This window comes from Aeromonas sp. XH (assembly GCF_033348475.1).
GTDB classification, from domain to species: domain Bacteria; phylum Pseudomonadota; class Gammaproteobacteria; order Enterobacterales; family Aeromonadaceae; genus Aeromonas; species Aeromonas sanarellii.
This window is the reverse complement of sequence record NZ_CP137630.1, coordinates 892,572-915,759: the sequence shown is the minus strand read 5'-3', so window position 1 is coordinate 915,759 and position 23,188 is coordinate 892,572. Positions and strand designations below refer to the sequence as shown.

Genomic DNA, 23,188 nt, shown 5'->3' with positions numbered 1-23,188 from the left:
CTTGTGTCCTGGCATCGCACTAAGCGGATGCCAGGAAAACATGTTTGATCAACAACTTGTCTATCTCGGGCAGGCAGGTACCGCAGTTGCTGCCGCAGCCGAGCAGGGCCTGCAGCCCCGCCAGCTCGCTCACCCCCTGCCGGGTGATGGCGTCCACGATGCGCTGCTCCGATACCCGCAGGCAGGAGCAGACCAGCCGGCTCTCCCCGGCCAGGGCCTGACTCAGGGTCTGGCTCAGGGCCCCCGCCTGGAGCGGCGTGCCGAGCAGGCTGGCCAGCAGGTCGACCTTGATGTCCTGGCGCCGCGCCCCCACCAGCAGGATGCCTTCGATGCGATCCCCGGCCAGGGCCACGGCGAGCCAGCCCTCTTTCAGGGGCAGCCTGAGCCAGTGCCCCTCGGCCCCCAGCCGTTGCCACAGGCGCTCGGGGCTCTCTGACCAGGAGGCCAGCAGGGTGCAGTTGCCCTCGGGCAGGGGGCGCCTGGCCCACCAGTCCACCCCCTCGCGCCAGTCATGGCGGCCGCACCAGAGCCCCTGCCAGCGGGTGGGCTGCGCCCTGGCCTGCACTCGCCCCTGCTTGAACATGGGCTGGCCCGAGAGGGGATCCACCACGGCGGCGATGAGACGGTTGACCGCCCCCTGGCTGCACTGGCTGTCGGTCCAGTGCATGGGCAGGAAGGCCTCCCCCTCCCTTAGCCCCTCGTCCAGCCCGACCAGCAGCAGCGCCTCCCCGAGCGCGTTGCAGAGGCGCACCAGATCCCCCTCCCTGGCGCCGAGCGCCAGCAGGCTGGCGGCCCCCACCCGCACCCTGGGCCAGGGCTCGGCCTCCTGCAACCTGGGCACGTGACCGGTGCGGGTCATGGTGTGCCACTGATCCCGCAGCCGCCCGCTGTTGAGGAGCAGGGAGACAGCCCCTGCAAGCGGGGGCGTTTCTGGCTGCTCGGGGAAGCGCTGGGCCAGGGGCAGCAGGCGGGCCCGGCCATCCGGGGTGGCAAAGCGTCCGTCCTCGAACAGGCGCTCCCGCCCACGGGGCCAGTCGGCGTTGACGGGCCAGCGCAGGGGAGAAAGGGCCTCGAATTCGGCACGGGTGAGACCCGCCAGCCCGGAGATGTCGAACTGGCGGGATCCGTCGTTCTCAAACCCGGAGAGGGCGGCATGCTCGCAGAAGATCTCGTGCTCGTGTTCATAGGCGAACCCCTCGCCAAAGCCGAGCCGGCGGGCGAGCCGGGTCAGGGCCCACCAGTCGGGCCTGGCCTCCCCCGGCAGGGGCAGGAAGGCGCGCTGGCGGCTGATGGTGCGCTCGGAGTTGGTGACGGTGCCGCCCTTCTCCCCCCAGGCGGCGGCAGGCAACAGCAGGTGGGCGAGGCGCGCCGTGTCGGTGTTGGCCGTCACCTCGGAGACTACCAGCAGCTCGCAGCGGCTCAGGGCCTCGCGCACCCGGTTGCCGTCCGGCAGGGAGACCGCCGGGTTGGTGCCGAGCACCCAGAGCGCGCGGATCTCCCCCCTGTGCACCGCCTCGAACAGCTCGACCGCCTTGTGCCCCGGCCCGCGCACCATGGTCGGGCTTCCCCAGAAGCGCTGCACCCGATCGCACTCGGCCCCGCCAAAGCCCATGTGGGCGGCGAGCTGGGTCGCGAGCCCCCCCACCTCACGCCCTCCCATGGCGTTGGGTTGCCCCGTCATGGAGAAGGGAGCCGCCCCCGGCTTGCCGATGCGGCCGCACATCAGGTGGGCGTTGAGGATGGCGTTGGCCTTGTCCACCCCCTGGTTGGACTGGTTGATCCCCTGGCAGAACAGGGTGACGGTCTTGGGGGTACGGGCAAACAGCTGGTAGAAACCGAGCAGATCGCTGCGGGAGAGGCCGCAGCTGCGGGCCACCTCGTCCAACTGCCAGGCCGGATCGTCCAGCGCACCCGCAAGTTCCTCGAAACCGCTCACGTGCTGCGCTACATAGGCCTTGTCCCAGCCATCGACATCGAGCAGGTAGCGGCACAGGCCGTTCCAGAGCGTCACGTCGCTGCCGGGTTTGAGCGCCAGGTGCAGATCCCCCTGCTCCGCCGTCATGGTGCGGCGGGGATCCAGCACCACCAGCCTGAGCTCGGGGCGCCGCGCCCTGGCCTGCTGCAGGCGGCGAAACAGCACGGGATGGGTCCAGGCGGTGTTGGCGCCGGTCAGCACCACCAGATCGGCGAGCTCCAGATCCTCGTAGCAGGCGGGCACCAGATCCTCCCCGAAGGCGCGCTGGTGGGCCACCACGGCCGACGACATGCAGAGCCGGGAGTTGGTGTCCACGTTGGCACTGCCGAGGTACCCCTTCATCAGCTTGTTGGCGACGTAGTAATCCTCGGTGGTGAGCTGGCCCGACAGGTAGATGCCGATGGCCCCGGGGCCGGACTCGGCCATGATGGCGGCCAGGCGTTCCGCCAGGGTGTCCAGGGCCTCCTCCCAGCCGATGCGCTGCCCCATCCAGCGCGGATAGAGCAGGCGGTCGGGAAAGGCCAGGCTCTCCAGCAGGCTGGCCCCCTTGACGCACAGGGCGCCGCCGTTGGCCGGATGCTGCTCATCCCCCTGCAACTGCCAGTTGTCGCCCTCCCGACTCAGCCGGATGCCGCACCCCACTCCGCAATAGGCACAGGTGGTCTTCATTCCCTTGCTCCTTGTCATGTGTCTGACGAGGGGCCCATAAAAAAGCGTCCGCCCCCCTGCGGGGACGGACGCCTTTGTCCGGATGCCTCATCGTCTTGTATGGGAAAGTGACTGCAAACCCCGCGCCAGGATGCAAGGGGCGCCGCCATTGCGCATCAGGGTGCCGGGCTGCGCCAGAGCGGTGCAGCCGCCCCCTTGTTGGGCCCGCTGGACGGGAATGCGCCCCGCACGCTGGGCAAGGGGCGCGCCGGGGGTATAATGCGCCGCCACACAGGAGAACGAGATGAAAGTGTCAGGTTACGGCGCCGCAGAGCGGGTCGATGCGTGGCCGGGTGCGGCCCCCGAGTATTGCGCCATCGGGCTGGTCAACCCCAAGTCACCGGAGAACGTGGGGGCCGTGATGCGGGCCGCCGGCTGCTATGGGGCAGACGAGGTCTACTACACGGGGCAGCGCTTCGAGCTGGCGCGCCGCTTTGCCACCGACACCAAGCAGATGGTGGAGAAGATCCCCCTGCTCGGGGTCGAGGAGCTGCTGGCGTTCGTCCCCGAGGGCTGCACCCCTGTGCTGGTGGATCTGATCGAGGGGGCCACCCCCCTGCCGGATTACGTGCACCCCAGGAGAGCCTTCTACATCTTCGGCCCGGAGGATGGCACCCTGGAGCCCGCCCGCTTCGCGGCGGTGAAGGAGGTCATCTATGTGCCGACTCAGGGTTGCATGAACCTCGCCGCCTCGGTCAACGTGATCCTCTACGACCGGCTGGCCAAGACGCTGAGGGCGGAGGCTTGAGCAAGAGGGTGCGCTACGTGGCAAACATGGCGCTAGGGTAACGGCTTGCGCGCCCTCGCCTCCTGCTCCCGGATAAAGTCCCGGAAGTAGTCGTAGAGCCGGTGTTTCCGATAGATCTGTGCCAGCTTCCCCTGCCTTGCCAGGGTGCGCATGCCGGGATCCCAGAGCCCGTGCAACTGCCTGCCCCGCTCGTTATCGGCGAAGATGGGGTAGGTCGGGATCCAGCGCAGGAAGACCTGGGCCAGTTCGGGAGGGAGGGAGCCCTTGGGATAGAGGACGCCGGCGGTCAGGTAGTAGCGGTAGCGCCCCTTGACCAGCAGTTGCAGCGCCATCTCATGGCTGTCTAGCTCGTGCCAGCGCATGGGCACCGGGATAAATTTGTCGAAGGCCCAGCCCCGCAGCCAGAGCACCTCCTGCTCCTTCAGGCTGGCCTCCCCCGTCCACAGCGGCAACCAGCGCTTCTGCATCACCACGGTCACGTCGTCGGCCGAGTCCGGATAATCCGGCTGATGGACGCCGTCCACCTCCTCCCGATAGACCCCCATCGCCATGTCGCCCCCCTTCTGCACCACCGCCAGCGCCCGTTTATAGGGCACCAGGTGAGGCTGAACCACATAGCCTTCGGGCTCATAGATGGCGCGCACCAGGTCCAGGTAGATCCCGCTGCCATCCCTCTGGCAGAAGCCGGGCCAATCATCGCAGTAGACGTGCAGGGTGTCGGCCCGCAGGGGCCAGACGATCAGAAGGGAGCACAACAGGAGCAGACGAACCATGGGTTTCCTCGGTGGTATGGCCATCGGCGGTGCTCACCGCAGACGGCCCGTTCAGGCTTACAGATAGCATAGAAAACTGCCGTGCCAACCGACATTTTCCTGATTTTGCGAGCGGGTCGAGGGTTATTGCCGCCCCCTCAGGTATCATGAGAAACAAGATTCATTAGTAGCCCAACCAGAGGGGAGTTTCTCATGCCAACCATCAAATCCCTGCTCTGCCCCGTCGACTTCTCCGACATGTCCAGGGCCGTGCTCGACTACGCCGTCTTCATGGCCAATACACACCAGGCCGAGCTCAAGCTGGTCCACGTGGTGGATCAACTGCACGGCTTCGACAGCTACAAGATCCTGCACATGACCGCCATCGAGATCACCCACGAGATGGAGCGCCAGGCCAAGAACCAGCTGAAAGAGCTGGTGGCGCTGCTGCCCATCCCGGCCAAGTTCGAGGTGCGCTTCGGCCGCGCCGCCGACGAGATCGTCCTCCAGGCGAAGGAGGACAAGGTGGATCTGGTGGTCATGGGCAGCCACGGCCGCTCCGGCATCAGCCATCTGCTGGTGGGCAGCGTGGCCGAATCCGTGGTGCGCCACGCCCCCTGCCCGGTGCTGGTGGTGCGCAAATAATCCCTCCCTGATGCACGAAGGCCAGCACGAGCTGGCCTTTTTGCCATCTGCGCCTTCTCAACCGTGGGCATAGATGACGCTGCCCCCCTTGATGGTGTCGATGATGGCCCTGGACTGCTCCCGCGGCAGGGCGGGGCAACCCCAGCTTCTGCCCAGCTTGTCAAATTTGCGCAGATGCTTCGGGCTCGCATAATCCGCCCCGTGCACCACGATGGCCCGCTTGCGGGCATTGCTGTTCTTGCCTGGGCTGAGCCCGTCGAGGCGCAGGGAGTAGCCGTGCTTGCCCTGATAGGTTTCGGCGGTGCGATAGACCCCGAGGGAGCTCTGCCGGGAATTCATCTGGTTGGAGAACTGGCGGGCTGCCAGCTCCCCGGAGTTGCGGCCGTGGCTCACCCAGGTGTGGTAGAGCAGCTTGTGGCGCTTGACGTCGATGACGAACAGCCGGCGCATGGTCGAGGGCTTGCTGTAGTCGATGATGGTGAGGATGGGCTTGCGCTTGTGGCGCACCTTCTGGTAACCGTCCAGAGCCTGGCGAAATACCTGCTTGTCGAGCTTGCCAGCAAGACCCAGCTGGCGATAGAGATCCTGATCCCAGCTGGCGTGACTGGCTCCGCTGAACCAGAGCGCCCCCAGCAGCAGTAGCAGTCTCAGCCAGAGGCGGCCGCACCACGCCCTCCAATCCAGTCCCTTCATCCTTGAAGTCGCTCCCCTTGCTGTCGGTGGCCTGACGCCCCGAGTGACACCGCATCCTGCAGGATAGTTATATGCAAGCCCTTGATTGCGAGCAATAAAAAACCACAAAAATGCCGACCCGAGTCGGCATTGTATGGATTGTTGCGCACACCCGCCTCAGGCACGGCTGAGATAGTCCGCCTGCCCCACCCACTTGTAGCTGGTGAGCTCGGTCAGCCCCATGGGGCCGCGGGCGTGCAGCATCTGGGTCGAAACCGCCACCTCGGCACCCAGCCCAAACTGGCCGCCGTCGGTGAAGCGGGTGGAGGCGTTGACATAGACCGCCGCCGAACCGGCACCGTTGACGAAGCGCTCGGCGTTGGCGAGGGAGTTGGTCAGGATGGCATCGGAGTGGCCGGCGTTGTGCTCGCGCATATGGGCCAGCGCCTCGTTGACGTCGGCCACCAGCTTGACCCCCAGGGTCAGCCCCAGCCACTCGGTGTCGAAATCTTCCGGGCCCGCCTCGCACAGGTTGTCACCGCCGGCCAGCAGCGTCATGGCATTGGGGGCCCCCACCAGGGTCACCTTGCGCTCGTTCATGAGCGCCACCAGCTGCGGCAGGAAGGTGGCTGCCACCTTCTCGTGCACCAGCAGGGTGTCGAGGGCGTTGCAGGCGGAGGGGCGCTGCACCTTAGCGTTGTCGATGACCGCCAGGGAGCGCACCAGGTCGGCGCTCTCGTCCACGAAGATGTGGCTGATGCCGAAGCCGCCGATGATCACCGGTATGGAGCTGTTCTCCTTGCACATCTTGTGCAGGCCGGCGCCACCGCGGGGGATGATCATGTCCACGTAGCGGTCGAGGCGTAGCAGCTCGCCCACCAGAGCCCGGTCCGGGTTGTCGATGTATTGCACCGCCGCCTCGGGCAGGCCGGAGGCCGCCAGCGCATGCTGGATCACCCGCACCAGCTCCAGGTTGGAGTGGAAGGTCTCCCGGCCGCCGCGCAGTATGCTGGCGTTGCCGGTCTTGAGGCAGAGGCTGGCGATGTCGATGGTGACGTTGGGACGCGCCTCGTAGATGACGCCGATGACGCCGATGGGCACCCGGCGACGAGAGAGGCGCAGGCCGTTCTCCAGCACCCGGCTGTCGATCTCGGCGCCGACCGGATCGTCCAGGGTGATCACCTTGCGCACGTCCGCGACGATCCCGGCCAGACGCGCCGGGTTCAGCAGCAGGCGATCCAGCATGGCCTCCGTGAGCCCCGCCTCGCGCCCGGCGGCGATGTCCTTCTCGTTGGCCGCCAGGATCTGGGCACTGCGTGCCTCCAGCTCGTCGGCGATGGCCGCCAGCGCCCGGTTCTTCTGCGCCGTGCTGACGGTCGCCAGCTGATAGGCGGCCTCGCGGGCCGCCAGCCCCATTTTCTCCAGACTCATAGCCTTATCCCTTTTACTTTCATTGGGACTGCTCATAGCAGCACCATATCGTCTCTGTGAATGGCCACGGCCCCGTAGCCGTACCCCAGCACCTGTTCGATCTGATCCGAGTGTACCCCGCGCAGTTTCTCCAGCTCGACGTGATCGTAGCGGCAGATGCCGCGCGCCAGCTCGCTCCCCTTGGGATCCAGGATGCGCACCACCTCGCCCCTGGCGAAGTCGCCCTTCACCGCCGTGATGCCCTTGGGCAGCAGGCTGGAGCCCTTCTCCTGCATGGCGGCCACGGCCCCCTGATCCACCTGCACCTCTCCGTGGGGAGGGGGGCCCGCCAGGATCCAGCTCTTGCGCCCTTCCAGCGGGGAGGCCAGGGCCGGGAACAGGGTCCCTACCCGCTCCCCTGCGGCGAGACGGCCGATCACTTCCGGGATCTGGCCGGTGGCGATCACCACGTCCACCCCGGCCCGGCGGGCCACGTCGGCCGCCTGCAGCTTGGTGGCCATGCCGCCGGTCCCGAGGCCACTGACGCTGTCGCCGGCGAGGGAACGCAGGGTGTCATCTATGGTCTGCACCTCTTCGATGAGCCGGGCATCCGGGTTGGTGCGCGGATCGGCGGTGAAGAGCCCCTTCTGATCGGTCAGCAGGATCAGCAGATCGGCGTCCGCCAGGATGGCGGCACGGGCGGAGAGGTTGTCATTGTCCCCCACCTTGATCTCGGCGGTGGCCACGGCGTCGTTCTCGTTGATGACAGGAATGATGCGGTGATCGAGCAGGGTACGCAGGGTGTCGCGGGCATTGAGGTAGCGCTCCCTGTCTTCCAGATCGGCGCGGGTCAGCAGCATCTGGCCGATGTGCAGCCCGTAGAGATTGAACAGGTCCTGCCACACCCGGATGAGCTGGGTCTGGCCGACCGCCGCCAGCATCTGCTTGTTCGGCAGGGTAGGCGCCAGCGGAGGATGGCCCAGGTGTTCACGACCGGCGGCGATGGCCCCCGAGGTGACCAGGACGACACGGTGTCCGTGTCGATGCAAGGCGGCACACTGCCTGACCAGCTCCACCATGTGGGCACGGTTGAGCCGGGCAGATCCCCCGGTGAGCACGCTGGTGCCCAGTTTGACGACTATGGTTCTGTTTTCCATGGGAACGAAGGGTTAGAAAAGTAAGGAATCCCTTTATACCCACGGCCCTGTTGCCCTGCAAGGCAATTAAGCCTGCCGGGTTGCAAGGACAAGAGAGAAGCGGCCCCGCGCCAGTCAGACAGGGGGCCGGGAGATCAGGCCGCCGTCACGCTCAGCTCGGCGGTCACCTGGTCGGCGGGTGACAGGGTGCACTCCAGCTGGGCCAGCTTGCCGCTGATGAGCTTGTAGAAGTGATGGAGAGTGCGCTCCACCTCGGCCTGGTGCTTCTTGGGCAGCGGTTTGTCGAGCCAGACCCCCTCCGCATTGTAGAAGCCGACCTGATAGTGGTAGCTGAAGTGGTGATCCTCCTGCTCCAGCACCAGCCACCAGCCCCAGAACTCCCGCTTGTCCGGCGCCGGCTTGGCGCTGACGCAGACGGACAGGCAGTCGAAGCGGTAGCGCCCCTCCTCGCACAGATCTTCACGCAAATAGGGGCCAATGGCCGCGAACTGCCGCAGCAATCGCTTGTAGGTCACTCTCTCTGACATGCTGAACCTCCCTGTTGAACAAGCCATACCATCACATGGTGATGTTACATTTTTAGTTTTATATCATGTACATAAGTGCTTTTTCAGCCAATCGACCGTCTCTTTCAGCGCCTCGTCATACACCTCGAGCAGCGGCTGCTTGTCAAACACCACCGCCTTGCCGTTGCGACTCGCAGCGGCCAATGCCCGGACATCCTGCTCGGGGCAGATGAAATCTTTCTTGTGACCGATGCTCAGGATGGGCACAGAGGTGCGGCTCCCCAGCAGCCCCTGGGTCTTGAGGGAGAAGACCTGGCACTTGGTGCGCAGCAGATCCCACTGGCCAGCGTCGGCCCCCAGCCGGTTTGCCAGGCCGTCGCGCATCATGCGGGGGCAGCGGGCAAACAGCTCCTGGTTGGTGAACACCTGATTGATGCCGGCACCGATGCAGACCACGGTCCTGAGCTTGAAGGGCTCGACGAAGGCGAGGCGGGCCGCCACATTGCCGGCCAGGCGGAAACCCACCATGGCGATGCGCTGGTGATCGACCCAGGCCACCTCGGCGAGGTAGCCCAGCACCGCCTGGTGCAGGCGGCTGGTGTCCTGCACCAGCGGCCAGTGCTCGGCATAGCCGGTCCCCGGCATGTCCAGGGACAGCATGCCGATGCCGTGGGGCTCGAGGCACTTGAAGTAGAAGTTGAGAAAGTCGACCTGGAGGGAGTCGATGCCACCGCTGACGATGACCAGGGGCACCGGCTTGTCGGTGGTGGGCAGGTGCAGATAGCCCTGGATGGTCTTGCCCCGGAACGGGACCTGCAGCTCCTTGAGCGGCACCTTGAACAGGCGTCCGGCCTCGCGATAGGCCATGTTGCCGAGCAACTGGGCCTGATCCGCCAGCTCGTCGTGCTTTAGGTGGGGGTAGCTCGCGATGGAGTAGTAGCGTACCGCCTTGAGCAGATGCTTCAGGGCGCTGGCCGATTCCCCCTGGGCCACCAGCTCGCGCCCCCGGTTGAAGTAGCGACCGGCCAGCTGGCTCCACTCATAGACCCAGTTGCCGGGCACATAGCCCTTGATGGTATCCAGGTAGCGCTCGTGGCTGCGCTCCCCCTGCCCCATGGCGATCTGGGCCAGGGTCTGCTCCACCTCCACCGGATCCGCCCCCTGCCAGGCCCAGGTCGGCCGACGCAGCAGGCGATACCAGCGGGGGGAGAGGGCACCGTCGATAAAGCTCTCGGTCAGCGAGCCATCGTGCTCGTCAACCGGGCTGGAATTGGAGATTTCGGAGGTTTCCAATACCTTTTTGACCCGGGTGAACAGCTTTTCCGTCAGGTTGGTATCGTCGTTTGGTTCCAAGATGGTGGCTCTTCTGTCGCAAACAATGCTCCATCTTAACCACTTTTCAGGGCGGGCAGCCACACCTGAAACGCATCGGGCCCCAAAAGGGGCCCGAGTGGTTCATTGATGCCTCAGGGAGTCAGACGCGGCGACCGGTCGAGGCAGGGCAATGATCAGGCTTCGTCGCAGATAGGCTTGGCGAATTCCAGCGCCATGTCCCAGGGCTGTTCGATCCAGGTGTCCTGCGGGATGGCGACTTCGAAGTCATCCACCAGGGGCTCCCCCATGGGTTTGGCGAAGATGGTGATGAACTTGGCCTTGGGATAGAGCTCGCGGATCGCCTTGGCGGTACCGCCGGTGTCCACCAGATCGTCCACCACCAGCCAACCTTCGCCGTCACCGGCCGTGGTGGCCGCCTTGACGACCACCAGTTCACGCTGGTTGTCGTGGTCATAGCTGGAGATGCAGAGGGTTTCGACGTTGCGAATGCCAAGTTCGCGGGCCATCAGGGCCGCAGGCACCAGACCGCCGCGGCTGACGGCGATGATCCCTTTCCACTGGCTGACAGGCAGTTGACGACGGGCCAGACGGCGCGCTTCACGTTGCAGGTTATCCCAGGATACGTAGAACTTTTTTGGCATGCTATCGATCTCAACGAGTTATAAAGCAATCACTTAAGAGGCAAGGACCCCGGCAGACACAGGGGATCCGGTCAATTCTGGCGCTCCGTTTCCCGAATTTTGCTTGCACGTCTGCCGCCTCAGGGCTGGCGCCTCGGTGGCAGACACGGATGCAATGAACGCAGGGATTGGAGGTAGCTGGCGGCCATGTCGGGCAGGATCCCGCACTCGGGCCGGCTGTTGGGCCGGTATGATAGCACCCTTTGTCGATAAAAAGAGTGGCAAACGTATGCGAAAAGCAGGAATAGTCGGCCATCTCCCGCCGTTCAGGCTACACGGGGAACAGGTTTTCGCCAGCAGGGTGTCCATTACGAGCAGCTCATTTCCGAATGCCGGACAAAAAAATAGCAGGGGAGGATGGGGTCCTCACTCCTGCTGCTCTTGGGTTGCCTGTCAGCCTCAACGGCGACTGGCGTAGGGATTCGGGTAGTTGAAGCCCTGGGTATAGAGGGATTGGGCAAACCAATAGGTTGAATTGCTGCCTGACATCATGAACTCCTGATTGCTTAACAAGTTACGTACCTTAATGCGGGTTCAAATCCTTGAACGGACACTCGGTTCCATGGAGGCGCACTTGCTTTGCTTCGGTTCCCTGGAGGCATTGATTGTCATCCTGACAAGTGGGCTGGCCACGGCGGCTAATTTACCATTCGGCGCCGAAATGACAATATTTTTGTGATACGCATCACGAATTTCATCTTGTGCTGATTCAACGAGGCGGGACAGTGAAGTGCGCCATGTCGACGCCCTTTGCCAGCACAAGCAGACCGCTATTTGCGCTGATCGCTCACATTTTTGCGTGATTGACTGTATTATCGTTGTCCTCTTCCCAGGCCCGCAGATGGGGCCCCGACAATTTCCATGCTGGTAAGGAGTCCCGACGTGGCACAGCTCAGTTCTCTGTCTCCCAAGTTGATTTGGCAATTCTTCGAGCAGATCTGCTCCATCCCCCACCCCTCCAAGCACGAAGCCCAGCTCAGCGCCTGGATAGTGCAGTGGGCCCAGGGAGAAGGCCTGGCGGTCAAACAGGACGCCGTCGGCAACATCATCATCAAGAAACCGGCCACGCCGGGGATGGAAAACCGCAAGGCCGTGGTGCTGCAAGCCCACATCGACATGGTGCCCCAGGCCAACGCGGACACCCAGCACGACTTCACCAAGGATCCCATCGATGCCTACATCGACGGCGAATGGGTCACCGCCCGCGGCACCACCCTGGGTGCCGACAACGGCATGGGCATGGCGGGTTGTCTGGCCGTGCTGGCCGACAAGAGCATCAAGCACGGCCCGCTGGAAGTGCTGCTGACCACGGACGAAGAGACAGGCATGACCGGCGCCTTCGGTCTGGAAGCGGGCTGGCTGGAGGGCGAGATCCTGCTCAACACCGACTCCGAAGAGGATGGCGAGGTCTACATGGGCTGCGCCGGCGGGGTGGATGCCAATATCCGCTTCCCCCTGGAGCGGGTCGCCGCCGCTGAAGGCGAAGGCTTCGAGCTGCAGGTCAAGGGGCTGCGCGGCGGTCACTCCGGGGTCGACATCCACCGCGGTCGCGGCAACGCCAACAAGCTGCTGGTGCGCCTGCTCAAGGCCGCCGAGCCGCTCGGCCTGCGTCTGGCCGAGATAAGCGGCGGCACCCTGCGCAACGCCATCCCGCGCGAGGCCCGCGCCAGCCTGCTGGTGCCCGCCGCAAGCGTCAACGAGTTCAAGGCCCTGGTCGACCGTTACACCGGCATCTATCAGAGCGAGCTGGCCGCCACCGAAGCCAACCTGACCGTGCTGCTCACCGCCCGGGACAAACCGGCCCAGCTGATGAGCGAAAGCCTGCAGTCCCGCCTGCTGGACGCCCTGATGGCCTGCCCGAACGGGGTGATGCGCATGAGCGACGCCATTCCGGGCGTCACCGAGACCTCCACCAACCTGGGCGTCGTCAAGACACTCGACGGTGAGGTGTACGTACAGTGCCTGATCCGCTCCCTCATCGATTCCGGTCGCGAGAGCATCGAGCAGATGACCCGCTCCCTGTTCACCCTGGCCGGCGCCAGCTGCGAGTTTACCGGCGCCTACCCGGGCTGGGCACCGAACGTGGACTCCCCTGTGATGGCACTGGTGCGCAGCAGCTACCAGACCCTGTTTGGCGAGATGCCGAACGTCATGGTGATCCACGCCGGCCTGGAATGCGGCCTGTTCAAAAGCGCCTATCCGGACTGGGACATGGTCTCCTTCGGTCCGACCATCCGCGGTGCCCACGCGCCGGGCGAGAAGGTGCACATCCCGGCGGTCGAGCGTTTCTGGCAACTGCTGGTCCACGTGCTGGAACATATCCCCGCCAAGTAAACAGCCGCGTCACCTCGACAACAAAGATGCCCCGCCCCGTGCGGGGCATCTTTTTGGCTGCCCCTCCCGGCCTGCCAGTTTTTGCCCAGCCTTCGCCCTCTCAACCGCGACCCGGGCTTGAAATCGTATCCATAAGCAACCCTGCTTTTGAAAACCCTTTCCATGATTTATGTAAATTTACAACACAAAAAGTTGATCCAGGTCACAGAAGGCCATAGGATCAAACCGTGACCCAGGTCACACGCAACCGATGAACACCAACCGATGAGGTGAATATATGTTTGAGAACCTGGCAGTGCTGTTCCACCTGAAGGGTGCAACCAGCAAGAAAGGCGTCGAAGAGAAAGACACTTATGCGCCTGCAACCCGCGACTACTACTTCCGCTATGGCGCCTGATGTCGTCCGTCCGGAAGTTGAAGTTAGCAACGTAATAAAACTACAAAACAATCCAGCAATCCACACAACAGCCACCCCTTCGGGGCGCTGTCCTGCCCGGGCCAGATGTTCCACGGCCAAACCTGAACTCCAACCATGAAGATGGGGCCTGCAGGCCCCATTTTTTTATTGCTTGTCCCCCGTGCCATCTTGCTGCGATGCGGGCACCGGCATCATATCGCCTTTCCCAGCGGCACCGCCTCCGCCGAGGCCAGGGGGAAATGGCAGGCCACCTGATGGGCCGCACCGCCGCACGGCTCCAGATTGGGTGACGTGGTGCGGCACAGCTCAGTCGCATAGGGGCAGCGCTGATGGAAGTGGCAGCCGCTCGGCGGCGAGATGGGGGACGGCACGTCCCCGGTCAGCAGGATGCGCTGGCTGCGCCTGCGGGGATCCGGCACCGGGATGGCGGAGATCAGCGCCTGGGTATAGGGGTGACGGGGGGCCAGATAGAGCTGCTGGGCCTCTGCCAGCTCGACGATCCGGCCCAGATACATGACCGCAATCCTGTCGGAGATGTGCTTGACCACCGACAGGTCGTGGGCGATGAAGATGATGGCCAGGTTCATCTCCCGCTGCAGGGTGAGCAGCAGGTTCACTATCTGGGACTGCACCGAGACGTCGAGGGCCGACACCGCCTCGTCGCACACCAGCAGCTTGGGCTTGAGGGCGATGGCCCGTGCGATGCCGATGCGCTGGCGCTGACCTCCCGAGAACTCGTGGGGATAGCGATCCGCCGCGCTGCCGGGCAGCCCCACCTTGTCCAGCAGCTCCTGCACCCATGCACGCCGCTGTTCGGCGTTGCCCTTGCCGTGGATGATGAAGGGCTCTTCCAGGATCTGCCCCACGGTATGGCGGCCGTTGAGGGATTCCGCAGGATCCTGGAACACGACCTGCATCTCCTGGCGCAGGGAGCGCATCTCCCTGGGCGAGAGGTGGGTGATGTCGCGCCCCTCGAAGGTGATGGAGCCGGCGGTCGGCTCGAACAGCTTGAGCAGGGAGCGCCCCAGGGTGGACTTGCCGCACCCCGACTCCCCCACCAGGCCGAGCGTCTCCCCCTGCCGGAGATCGAAGCTGATGCCATCCACCGCATAGACGGTGTATTGCTTGCGCAGGAAGCCGCCGCCCATCTTGAAGTGCTGTTTCAGATCCCGTATGGACAACAAGGTGCTCATGACGCTCTCCCTCCACCGCTTGGGAGGCACAGTGGCGATCCCTCTGCCCCGCAGAGGGACGGAGCCCCGTCCCGTATCGGCAACACACGACTCATATGCTCAACTCCTTCCAGTGGTGACAGGCCACGGCGTGGCGATCGCTCAGCTGCTCGGTCACCGGTATGGTCTCCACGCACAGTGCGGTGGCATGGGGGCAACGGTTGGAGAAGCGGCACCCCGCCGGCATCTCGTGCAGGGCGGGCACCTGGCCCTTGATGGTCTTGAGCAGGCTCTTTGGCACATCTTCGAGGCGCGGGATCGAGGCCATCAGACCATGAGTATAGGGATGCCGCGGATGGTCAAACAGCTCGTAGATGTCGGCCCGCTCCACCGCCCTCCCCGCATACATCACCACCACCTCGTCGCACAGCTCCGCCACCACCCCGAGATCGTGGGTGATGAAGATGATGGCCATGCCGGTCTGGGCCTGCAGCGCCTTCATCAGATCCAGGATCTGGGCCTGAATGGTGACGTCCAGCGCCGTGGTCGGTTCGTCGCAGATGAGCAAGTCGGGCTCGCAGGCGAGCGCCATGGCGATCATCACCCGCTGGCGCATGCCCCCCGACAGGTTGTGGGGATAAGCCGAAAACCGCTGGACGGGCTCCGGGATCCCCACCTTCTGCAGCATGGCGATGGCGGCCTCCCGGCGCTGTGCCTTGCTGTAGTCCGGCCTGTGCAGGTGAAACACCTCCATCAGCTGATCCCCGACCGTCTGCACCGGGTTGAGCGCCGTCATGGGCTCCTGGAAGATCATGGAGATGCGGTTGCCGCGCACCCTGTACATCTGATCCGGTGCCAGCGTGAGCAGTTCCTCCCCCTGAAAGCGGATGGAGCCTGCCACCACCCGCCCATGGGGCCTGGGCAGCAGCCCCATGATGGCGAGCGAGGTGACGCTCTTGCCGCAGCCGGACTCGCCGACGATGCCCAGGGTCCTGCCCGGCGCCACGGAAAAACTTACCCCGTCGAGCACCTTTATCTTGCCGTCGTCGACGGCGAACTCCACCTCGAGATCCCGCACCTCCAGGATGGGGGCCTGGCGCGGATCCTCATGATGCCTGGCACCAAAAACGGGGGCCTGTGTGTTGGGCATGACTGCTGCTCCCTTCTCAACCACATCAATGACGTGCATAGGTCTTGTCGATCAGTGTGACGGGGGTGAGCGCCTCCCCCTCGGCCTTGGCCTTCTGGGTCTCTTCCTTCACCTTGGGATCGATCCAGAGCAGGCCGCCGCTGCTGTGGGGGTAGCCATCCATGGGCCAGTAGAGCAGATCCGGCGTGTTCCGGGTGGCGGGCACCTCTGGCAGCATCACGTGGCGCCAGCTGCTGGCCCGCACATAGTTGAGCTGGACGCCGGGCACGAAGATGGCGAGATCATAGATGCGTTGCTGGATCTGGCGGGAGAGCTCGGCCCGCTTGGCCATGTCGAACTCGACGTTGTAGGCGTCGATCAGGGTATCCAGCTCCTTATCCGCCACGTTGAACAGGTTGTTGGTCTGCGGCTTGTTGGCGTTGTCCGAGTGGAAGGACTCCCAGTATTGCGGGTAAAGACCGCCGCCGCCCCAGCCGAGCCAGGCCGCCTCGTGCTTCTTCTCCAACATCACCTTGAAGCCGGTGGCGCCGTCCACCAGGTTGAGCTCCAGATCCAGGCCCGCCTTCTTGGCCTCTTCTTTGAGCACGGTCAGCCGCTTGGAGTGCTCCTGGCTGGTGTAGGTGAGGGCCAGGGTCAGCCGCTCCCCCTTGTCGTTCTGCAGTATGCCGTCCGGCCCCGGCTTGCCGTAGCCCCCCTTGGCGAAGTACTCCCGCGCCTTGGCGATGTCGTAGGCCCGCTCCGGCAGCGTCATGTCGGTGAACTCGCCAAAACCCGATCCGAAGGTGGTGGCCCTGTCGTAGTCGCCGCGCAGCACCGTCTCGATCATCTTGTCGAGGTTCATGGCGTGCTGGATGCCGAGCCGCACGTTGATGTCCGCCAGCTTGGGATGGCTGACGTTGAGGTGTATCCCCTGTCCCCCCTGCTTGGTGTCGGTCATGGCCATCACCTTCTGCACATAGCCCTTCTTGTACTCCGGGGTGACCGCCTTCTCATGCCACCAGTTCGGCAGGATCATCTCGAAGGTGTCCAGCTCCCCCTTCAGGAAATGGCGAAACGCGATGTTGTGGTCGCGGATCACCTGCACCTTGATGGTGTCGATGTTGAACCTGTGCTGGTTGTAGCGATCGTCCTTTGCCCACCACTCCTTCTGCTTGCTGAAGGTGACGGACTTGCCCTTCTTCACCTCGCTCATCACGTAAGGGCCCGTGGTGGGCACCACGGCCCAGTTGTACTGCTTCACCCAGTTCGGGCCCATCTTGTAGTAGTGCTTGGGCTGGGGCCACAGTTCGGTGGTGTTGAGGAGATCCAGCTTGGCCTTGCGGCTGCCCGCCTTGACCAGGATGGTGTGGTCGTCAATCTTCTCCACCGCCACCACCTCGGTGGTGTAGTAGTTGTTGAACCAGGGCCCCTTGATGTCCTTGGAGCGCATCATCTCGTAGCCGAAGGTGTAGTCATCGGCGGTGACCGGCTTGCCGTCCGACCACTTGGCGCGGGGATCCAGCTTGAAGTAGACGGTCTGGCTGTCCGGCGCTATGGCCCAGGCACTCGCGAGCGAGGGTATGGGGTTGCCCGTATTGGGGTGAAAGCTGATGAGCCTCAGCTGGTTGTCCTGGATGAAGGAGCGGAACGAGCCGTTGGAGTCGGGCCCCACGGTGCGAAACGTCAGCGGGAAGCTGTCGACGAAGAGGTTGAGGGTGCCGCCGGGCAGCGCCTTGGGGGAGGCGAACACGGGGTCGGTGTCGTTGGTCTCCCACTTGAGATCCGCAGGCAGGCTGGCCGCCCACACCCAGGTCCCGTTCACTAGCAGAAAAATAGCACCTATCCATTTGATTTTATTGTTCATGTTTGACTTCCTGGTCATGCCCCTGCACTGGGGGCTTATTCATCAAGGGTTCTGGCAACGCGGCCTGGCATGGCGCAGCGCCTCACTGATAACGGGTAAATTTGCGCGGATCGAACGCCTCCCGGATGGCCTCGCCGATAAAGGAGACCATGATGAGCACCAGGCTCACCGCCGCCACCACCGAGCTCACGATCCAGATGGCATCCAGGTTGTTGATCCCCTGGGAGAGCAGCTCCCCCCAGCTCGGGGTCGGCGGCGCCAGGCCGAAGCCCAGATAGTCCAGCGCCGTCAGGGTGGAGATGTTGCCCACCACGGCGAAGGGCGCCAGGGTGACGATCATCATCAGGGTGTTGGGCAGAATGTGGTGGAAGATGATGCGCCCCGTGCCCGCCCCCTGGGCCCGCGCCGCCATCACATAGTCCCGCGCCCGCTCCTTGTAGGTGAGGGTGCGCATGTACCAGGTGATCCCCATCCAGCCGAACAGCACGTTGATGCCGACGAAGAGGCCGAAATTCGGCTTGGCCAGGGACACCAGGATCATGATGACGTAGAGGAAGGGCACCTGGGACCAGATCTCGATAAAGCGCTGCAGAATGAGATCGAAACGGCCGCCGAGGAAGCCCATCATGCAGCCGATGCTGACCCCGATGACATAGCTCGCCACCAGCGCGATGAAGGCGAAGCCGATGGCGATGCGAAAGCCGTAGACCAGCCGTGCCAGCACGTCGCGACCGCTGGTGTCGGTGCCGAGGAAGTGGCGCTCCGCCAGGCTAGGCGCATAGGGCGGATAGGCCTCCTCCTTGAAGTCCTGCTCATAGGGGTTCCAGGGCACCAGGGGCAGCAGCACCCAGTCTCCCTTGTCCTCTTGCTCCAGCTTGGCTTGCAGTTGGCGGTAGTTGGTCTCGTACTCGTAGTCGAGCCCGAAGTGCTGCCCTGGGATCACGTCGCCATAGGTGGGGAAGTAGAGCTCCCCCTGATAGCTCACCGCCAGCGCCCGGCTGTTGACCAGGAGCTCCGCCAGCAGGGAGATGATCACCAGGGCCGAGAAGATGACAAAGGAGTAGTAACCGCGCTTGATGGACTTGAAGCGCTTGAGTTTTTTCAAGGTAACCGGATTGAGCTGCATGGTTATTCTCCAAACCGCACGCGGGGATCCACAGGAGGTGCAACGCAGGTATCGGAGACGATAGGGCGTGACATCGGCATGAGAAGAGAGATCAGATTCATGCTCAGTCTCCAAATCTGACACGGGGGTCGACCAGGGCCACACAGATGTCGGAGACGATGTTGCCCACCAGCATCAGCATGGAGGTGATGGCCAGGATGCCCATGACGGTGGGGTAGTCCCGCTCCACGATGGCCTCGTAGCCGAGCAGGCCGATGCCGTCGATGTTGAAGATGGTCTCGATGAGGAAGGAGCCGCCGAAGAAGACGGTGAGCACCGATCCCAGGTGGCTCGCGATGGGGATCAGGCTGTTGCGCATGGCGTGGTCGGTGACCGCCTTGCGAAACGGCAACCCCTTGGCCACGGCGGTGCGCACGTAGTCCGCCGACAGGTTCTCCATCAGGCTGTTCTTCATGGTCATGGTGAGGATGGCAAAATCCCCGATAGCGTAGGCGATGAGGGGCAGCAGGGCGTGGGAGAAGAGGGTGCGGATCTGATCCCAGCGGCTCTCCATGTACTCGAAATCGTCCCCAGGGAAGCCCCCCATGGGCAGCCACTCCAGATGGAAGGCGAAGACGGTGATGAGGAAGATCCCCACCACGTAGGCGGGCAGCGCATAGGCCATGTAGATGAGCATGGAGCTCAGCGAATCGAAGCGGCTGTTGTGCCTGAGCGCCTTGGCCACCCCGAGCGGGATGGAGACGGCATAGCTCAGCAGGAAGGTCGCCAGCCCGAAGAAGGCTGTCACCGGCAGCCGCTCCTTGATGAGGTCCCACACCGGCTCGTAGTAGCGGGTCGACTCGCCGAGATCAAGCACCGCCAGCTTCTGCAGCCACTCCCAATAGGCGATCAGCATGGGCTTGTCGAGGCCGTAGAAGGCCTTGAGCTCCTCGATCTGCTCGTCGGAGAGCGCCTGCGCCCCCTTGCTGCCGCTGGAGCGGCCGGACTCGTTTTGCGAGACCTGGGCCTGCAGCAGCATGCGCTCGACCGGACCACCCGGCACGAAACGGGTGATGGTGAAGACGAGCAGGGTGATCCCGAGAAACGTCGGGATGATCAGAAGCATCCGACGTAAGAAATACGACAGCATGTGGAACCTCGTCCTTGTTGTTCTTTTATGGCCAGTCACATCCGGTGACAGGCCTGTCCTTCCTGGCATTACTCGCTGAATTGACTGGCATTGGCAGACAATCCGGCCTGGTCACTGTAAAAGCTCTGCAACAAAAATCAAGTAGAACCAAGCCAGCGATCATGGCATCCCTCCCGCAGCATATCTCGCCGATGATTTTTTTCAAAAAAACCAACTTCAATATAAAAAACTGCTACACCATCCTCTTTAACTTGTTTTTAATTATTAAAAAATTAATTACACATCCGTTTAAAGAATTGCAAAGCACAATAAAAACAACAAGATAAAAACCAATCATCGCCCTCTTTATTTTACCTGTAGAAGAAGAGGGATATATCCATGGAGATCAGACCAGCTCAAAACGGCCTCCCGCAGAAAGGCAGATGAATATACTGGAAAAGTATGGGTTAACGATATTGAGCCTGGCGAGACAGGCGAGTTATCGATAAGTTCAAAAATAATAAATAAAATTGCAAAGATCGAAATTAACAACATCTTTACACAATCTTGATTGATATTTTCGGAATAAAACGCCAAAAACAATCCATCAATCATAGATAGTCATCTGATTCCCTGCTTCATCCCCATCCTCGCCGCTCCATTTGACGTCCGTCATCAAACCTTGATAAGCCTTACGCACCGCTCCAACGAGGGCGGTAATGGAAGCAAACAAAAAACAATCAGGAAGGATACTAGCCATGCTTAGGAAAAGCAGACTCTCTGCTGCCGTAGCGTTTGCCTTGGCGAGCGCGGCAGTTGTGGCCACCCCTGTCCTGGCCGAAGAGGGCCAGAACGTCGAAAAACTGCAAAAAATCAAGGTTACCGGCTCGCGGATCTCCCGGGTCGACGTGGAGGGGGCCACCCCGGTCGTCTCCGTGACCAAGGCAAAGATCGAGCAGTCAGGTCAGCAGACCGTCGCCGATTACCTCAAGCAAGCCTCCTACAACTCCTTTGGCGGCGTCTCCCCGGCCTCCGGCAGCTCCTTCCAGTCCCAATCCACCGTCGGCCTGCGCGGCCTGGGTTCAGAGCGCACCCTGGTCCTGCTGAACGGCAAGCGGGTGGCGGGCTCCCCCACCATGGGTGGCACCTCCATCAACCTCAACACCATCCCCATGGCCGCCGTTGAACGGGTCGAGGTCAACCTGGACGGCGGCTCCGCCATCTACGGTTCCGACGCCATCGGCGGCGTCATCAACGTGGTGCTCAAAGAGGGCTACGAAGGCCTGACCTTCCAGGGTCGCCTCGGCTCCCCGACCGAAGAGGGCGGTGACGAGAAGAGCGGCTCCATGGTCGCGGGGATCAACGGCGAGAAGGGCTCGCTGATGGCGGTCTACGAGCACGACAAGAAGGACGTGATCTACAGCCGTGATCGCGACTATCTCGCCAAGCAGGGCAACGATGCCCCCAGCCCCTACGGTCGCAACGTGGAAGGGATCACCGGCCTCGATGCCAACGGGGATCCCATCTGGAAATACGGCCCCCTGGCCGGCGCCACCAATGCCGACGGCACCTGCAAAGAGCCCTTCATCGGGTTCGAGGGCGGCTGCAACTTCAACTATGGCCAGGTCGCGGCCACCACCGCCTCCCGCAGCCGTGACACCCTCTACGTGAACGGTCGCTACCACATCAACGACACCGTGGACTTCGTGCCGCAGCTCATCGGCTCCCGGGTCGAGAGCTTCGGTCGCTTCGCCCCCGCCGCCGGCGCCTTTACCATAGATCCGGCCAACCCGAAGAACGCCCAGTTCTTCACCGACAACGGCCTGGATGCCGCCGCCACCCAGGGTCTGGGTGAGGCAGCCTACGCCTACTACCGCTTCAGCAACGTCGGTCCCCGCGACAACTACGTGACTGACGTGACCGGCAGCATGAACCTCGGCTTCGAGGGCACTGTCACCACGGAAAGCGTCGGCGACATGCAGTGGAACGCCGGCTACATGTACTCCAAGACCGACAACAAGGAGAACGGCACCGGCTACGTGCTGAAGTCCGCCGCCCAGCAGGCGGTTGCCGACGGCAAGTTCGTGGGGGGCGAGTTTGACGCCAATACCACGGCCTCCATGGCCGCCGACACCAGCCGCCGTTCCACCATGGACTTCTACCAGTGGTACGCCGGTGTCCAGTGGGACATGGGCGAGCTGCCGGCCGGTCCGGTCAGCTGGTACGCGGGTGCCGAGTACAACGACTGGGTCTACAGCGACAAGTACGATGCCCAGTCCGAGGCCGGCAACATCATCGGCTCCGCCGGCAACTCCTCCGGTGGGGTGCGCGACGTGACCGCCGCCTACATCGAGTCCCTGGTGCCCATCACCGAGCAGGTCGAGCTGAACGTGGCCGGCCGCTTCGATGATTACAGCGACTTCGGCAGCGCCTTCTCGCCCAAGGCGAGCCTGCGCTACCAGCCGCTGGACAACCTGATGCTGCGTACCTCCTGGTCCCGCTCGTTCCGCGCCCCCAGCCTGAGCGATCTCTACGCGGCAGATTCGGAGTCCGCCGACTGGGCCAAGGACTATGTCTACTGCGAGGCGAACGGCATCTCGGCCGCCGACTGCCCGAACCGCCAGTACACCACCACCCGCACCGCCAACGAAAATCTGAAGGAAGAGACCGCGGATACCTGGAACTTCGGGGTGGCCTACAGCCCGCTGGACGACCTGAACCTCTCCCTGGACTACTACACCATCAAGATCGAGGACGTGATCCAGCTGAACTCCCTGCAGTCCGTCATCTATGACGAACTGAACAACGGTGGCTCCAGCAACATAGTCCGCAACAGCCAGGGCAAGATCAGCAGCGCCATCGCCCCCATGGTCAACCTCGGCACCCTGAACACCAGCGGCCTGGATCTGAAGCTGGATTACCGTTACGACCTGAACGCCGCCACCATCCGCTACGACCTGGGCGGTACCTACATCCTGGAGTACAAGGAAGGTCTGTACGCCGGTGGCCCCGTCATCGACAAGATCGGCCAGAACGGTCTGCCGCAGCTGCGCTTCAGCTCCGGCGTGGGCGTCAACGTTCCCCAGTGGTGGAACATGGATACCTACCTGAGCGCGAACTACATCGACTCCCAGAGCCAGGACTACATCGCCGACACCGGTGAGGAAGTGGGCCACATCGCGTCCCAGACCACCTGGAACCTGAACGTCGGCGTGGATGCCCCCTGGGATGGCAAGATCCAGGTCGGGGTGAAGAACATGTTCAACGTGGGCCCGTCCCTCGAGAGCGATGGCTTTACCTATGACGAGGATCTCTACAGCATCGACGGCCGCATCTACTACCTCGACTACAGCCAGAAGTTCTAATCCACCAGCAGATGACAAGCCGGCCCGGTCGGGCCGGCTTTGCCCCATGCCCCAAGGAAGTTACGGAGATAGGGTAATCCTATG

The 23,188-nt window shown here is 63.2% G+C and carries 18 protein-coding genes; 5 read left to right on the top strand and 13 right to left on the bottom strand.

The window, feature by feature from the left end; translation table 11 throughout:
• Positions 1–19: 19 nt before the first annotated feature.
• Entirely contained in the window at positions 20–2,644 is a 2,625-nt protein-coding gene (locus R2B70_RS04330; RefSeq protein ID WP_318162726.1) for a nitrate reductase, read from the bottom strand.
• A gap of 283 nt (positions 2,645–2,927) precedes the next feature.
• Here R2B70_RS04330 and R2B70_RS04325 point away from each other — a divergent pair, with 283 nt between their 5' ends.
• Complete coding sequence (locus R2B70_RS04325; RefSeq protein WP_318162725.1) at positions 2,928–3,431, top strand: RNA methyltransferase; 504 nt, start codon at positions 2,928–2,930, stop codon at positions 3,429–3,431.
• Between the two features lie 32 nt (positions 3,432–3,463).
• Here the strand turns inward: R2B70_RS04325 and R2B70_RS04320 are convergent, their stop codons facing one another.
• Positions 3,464–4,204: a hypothetical protein gene (locus R2B70_RS04320; protein ID WP_219143649.1), complete on the bottom strand. Its 741-nt coding sequence runs from the start codon at positions 4,202–4,204 to the stop codon at positions 3,464–3,466.
• Positions 4,205–4,396: 192 nt separating this feature from the next.
• Here R2B70_RS04320 and R2B70_RS04315 point away from each other — a divergent pair, with 192 nt between their 5' ends.
• Entirely contained in the window at positions 4,397–4,828 is a 432-nt protein-coding gene (locus tag R2B70_RS04315; protein WP_042079134.1) for a universal stress protein, read from the top strand.
• 57 nt (positions 4,829–4,885) lie between these two features.
• On the opposite strand, the gene R2B70_RS04310 is transcribed toward R2B70_RS04315, so the two are convergent.
• The 6 genes from R2B70_RS04310 to gpt all read right to left on the bottom strand — a co-directional run bounded on the left by R2B70_RS04310 (position 4,886) and on the right by gpt (position 10,549).
• Entirely contained in the window at positions 4,886–5,521 is a 636-nt protein-coding gene (locus R2B70_RS04310; RefSeq protein WP_318162724.1) for a murein L,D-transpeptidase catalytic domain family protein, read from the bottom strand.
• Positions 5,522–5,677: 156 nt separating this feature from the next.
• Positions 5,678–6,931: a glutamate-5-semialdehyde dehydrogenase gene (locus R2B70_RS04305; protein ID WP_318162723.1), complete on the bottom strand. Its 1,254-nt coding sequence runs from the start codon at positions 6,929–6,931 to the stop codon at positions 5,678–5,680.
• 32 nt (positions 6,932–6,963) lie between these two features.
• Positions 6,964–8,067: a glutamate 5-kinase gene (proB, locus tag R2B70_RS04300; protein ID WP_219143647.1), complete on the bottom strand. Its 1,104-nt coding sequence runs from the start codon at positions 8,065–8,067 to the stop codon at positions 6,964–6,966.
• A 134-nt stretch (positions 8,068–8,201) separates the two neighbouring features.
• Positions 8,202–8,594: a sigma factor-binding protein Crl gene (crl, locus tag R2B70_RS04295; RefSeq protein WP_209793200.1), complete on the bottom strand. Its 393-nt coding sequence runs from the start codon at positions 8,592–8,594 to the stop codon at positions 8,202–8,204.
• 63 nt (positions 8,595–8,657) lie between these two features.
• Positions 8,658–9,926, bottom strand: coding sequence for an esterase FrsA (gene frsA, locus R2B70_RS04290; protein ID WP_042079129.1), 1,269 nt, complete (start codon positions 9,924–9,926; stop codon positions 8,658–8,660).
• Positions 9,927–10,081: 155 nt separating this feature from the next.
• Entirely contained in the window at positions 10,082–10,549 is a 468-nt protein-coding gene (gene gpt, locus R2B70_RS04285; RefSeq protein ID WP_209793199.1) for a xanthine phosphoribosyltransferase, read from the bottom strand.
• A 921-nt stretch (positions 10,550–11,470) separates the two neighbouring features.
• On the opposite strand from gpt, the gene R2B70_RS04280 reads away from it, so the two are divergent.
• Positions 11,471–12,922, top strand: a complete 1,452-nt coding sequence (locus R2B70_RS04280; protein ID WP_209793197.1) for an aminoacyl-histidine dipeptidase — start codon at positions 11,471–11,473, stop codon at positions 12,920–12,922.
• Positions 12,923–13,531: 609 nt separating this feature from the next.
• Here R2B70_RS04280 and R2B70_RS04275 read toward each other — a convergent pair.
• The 5 genes from R2B70_RS04275 to R2B70_RS04255 form a co-directional block, all read right to left on the bottom strand.
• Complete coding sequence (locus R2B70_RS04275; RefSeq protein WP_209793195.1) at positions 13,532–14,533, bottom strand: ABC transporter ATP-binding protein; 1,002 nt, start codon at positions 14,531–14,533, stop codon at positions 13,532–13,534.
• 91 nt (positions 14,534–14,624) lie between these two features.
• Positions 14,625–15,662 (bottom strand): ABC transporter ATP-binding protein, encoded by a 1,038-nt coding sequence (locus R2B70_RS04270; protein WP_318162722.1) that lies wholly within the window; start codon positions 15,660–15,662, stop codon positions 14,625–14,627.
• 25 nt (positions 15,663–15,687) lie between these two features.
• Positions 15,688–17,505 carry an extracellular solute-binding protein gene (locus tag R2B70_RS04265; RefSeq protein WP_318162721.1) on the bottom strand — a complete coding sequence of 606 codons (1,818 nt, stop codon included), beginning with the start codon at positions 17,503–17,505 and terminating at the stop codon, positions 15,688–15,690.
• A gap of 82 nt (positions 17,506–17,587) precedes the next feature.
• Positions 17,588–18,631, bottom strand: a complete 1,044-nt coding sequence (locus tag R2B70_RS04260; protein ID WP_219143643.1) for an ABC transporter permease — start codon at positions 18,629–18,631, stop codon at positions 17,588–17,590.
• A gap of 103 nt (positions 18,632–18,734) precedes the next feature.
• Positions 18,735–19,760 carry an ABC transporter permease subunit gene (locus R2B70_RS04255; RefSeq protein WP_318162720.1) on the bottom strand — a complete coding sequence of 342 codons (1,026 nt, stop codon included), beginning with the start codon at positions 19,758–19,760 and terminating at the stop codon, positions 18,735–18,737.
• A 14-nt stretch (positions 19,761–19,774) separates the two neighbouring features.
• Here R2B70_RS04255 and R2B70_RS04250 point away from each other — a divergent pair, with 14 nt between their 5' ends.
• The gene (locus R2B70_RS04250) at positions 19,775–20,086 is read left to right on the top strand and encodes a hypothetical protein (RefSeq protein ID WP_157005480.1); all 312 of its coding nucleotides are present in this window, start codon (positions 19,775–19,777) and stop codon (positions 20,084–20,086) included.
• Positions 20,087–20,497: 411 nt separating this feature from the next.
• Positions 20,498–23,104, top strand: coding sequence for a TonB-dependent receptor plug domain-containing protein (locus tag R2B70_RS04245; protein WP_042079121.1), 2,607 nt, complete (start codon positions 20,498–20,500; stop codon positions 23,102–23,104).
• The last annotated feature ends 84 nt before the right edge of the window (positions 23,105–23,188 follow it).

Coding starts and splice junctions, on each gene's coding strand:
- R2B70_RS04310 (WP_318162724.1), bottom strand. CDS start 5,521: ATGAAGGGACTGGATTGGAGGGCGTGGTGCGGCCGCCTCTGGCTGAGA.
- R2B70_RS04265 (WP_318162721.1), bottom strand. CDS start 17,505: ATGAACAATAAAATCAAATGGATAGGTGCTATTTTTCTGCTAGTGAAC.
- R2B70_RS04270 (WP_318162722.1), bottom strand. CDS start 15,662: ATGCCCAACACACAGGCCCCCGTTTTTGGTGCCAGGCATCATGAGGAT.
- R2B70_RS04330 (WP_318162726.1), bottom strand. CDS start 2,644: ATGAAGACCACCTGTGCCTATTGCGGAGTGGGGTGCGGCATCCGGCTG.
- R2B70_RS04245 (WP_042079121.1), top strand. CDS start 20,498: ATGCTTAGGAAAAGCAGACTCTCTGCTGCCGTAGCGTTTGCCTTGGCG.
- R2B70_RS04260 (WP_219143643.1), bottom strand. CDS start 18,631: ATGCAGCTCAATCCGGTTACCTTGAAAAAACTCAAGCGCTTCAAGTCC.
- crl (WP_209793200.1), bottom strand. CDS start 8,594: ATGTCAGAGAGAGTGACCTACAAGCGATTGCTGCGGCAGTTCGCGGCC.
- R2B70_RS04325 (WP_318162725.1), top strand. CDS start 2,928: ATGAAAGTGTCAGGTTACGGCGCCGCAGAGCGGGTCGATGCGTGGCCG.
- R2B70_RS04320 (WP_219143649.1), bottom strand. CDS start 4,204: ATGGTTCGTCTGCTCCTGTTGTGCTCCCTTCTGATCGTCTGGCCCCTG.
- proB (WP_219143647.1), bottom strand. CDS start 8,067: ATGGAAAACAGAACCATAGTCGTCAAACTGGGCACCAGCGTGCTCACC.
- R2B70_RS04255 (WP_318162720.1), bottom strand. CDS start 19,760: ATGCTGTCGTATTTCTTACGTCGGATGCTTCTGATCATCCCGACGTTT.
- gpt (WP_209793199.1), bottom strand. CDS start 10,549: ATGCCAAAAAAGTTCTACGTATCCTGGGATAACCTGCAACGTGAAGCG.
- R2B70_RS04275 (WP_209793195.1), bottom strand. CDS start 14,533: ATGAGCACCTTGTTGTCCATACGGGATCTGAAACAGCACTTCAAGATG.
- R2B70_RS04315 (WP_042079134.1), top strand. CDS start 4,397: ATGCCAACCATCAAATCCCTGCTCTGCCCCGTCGACTTCTCCGACATG.
- R2B70_RS04305 (WP_318162723.1), bottom strand. CDS start 6,931: ATGAGTCTGGAGAAAATGGGGCTGGCGGCCCGCGAGGCCGCCTATCAG.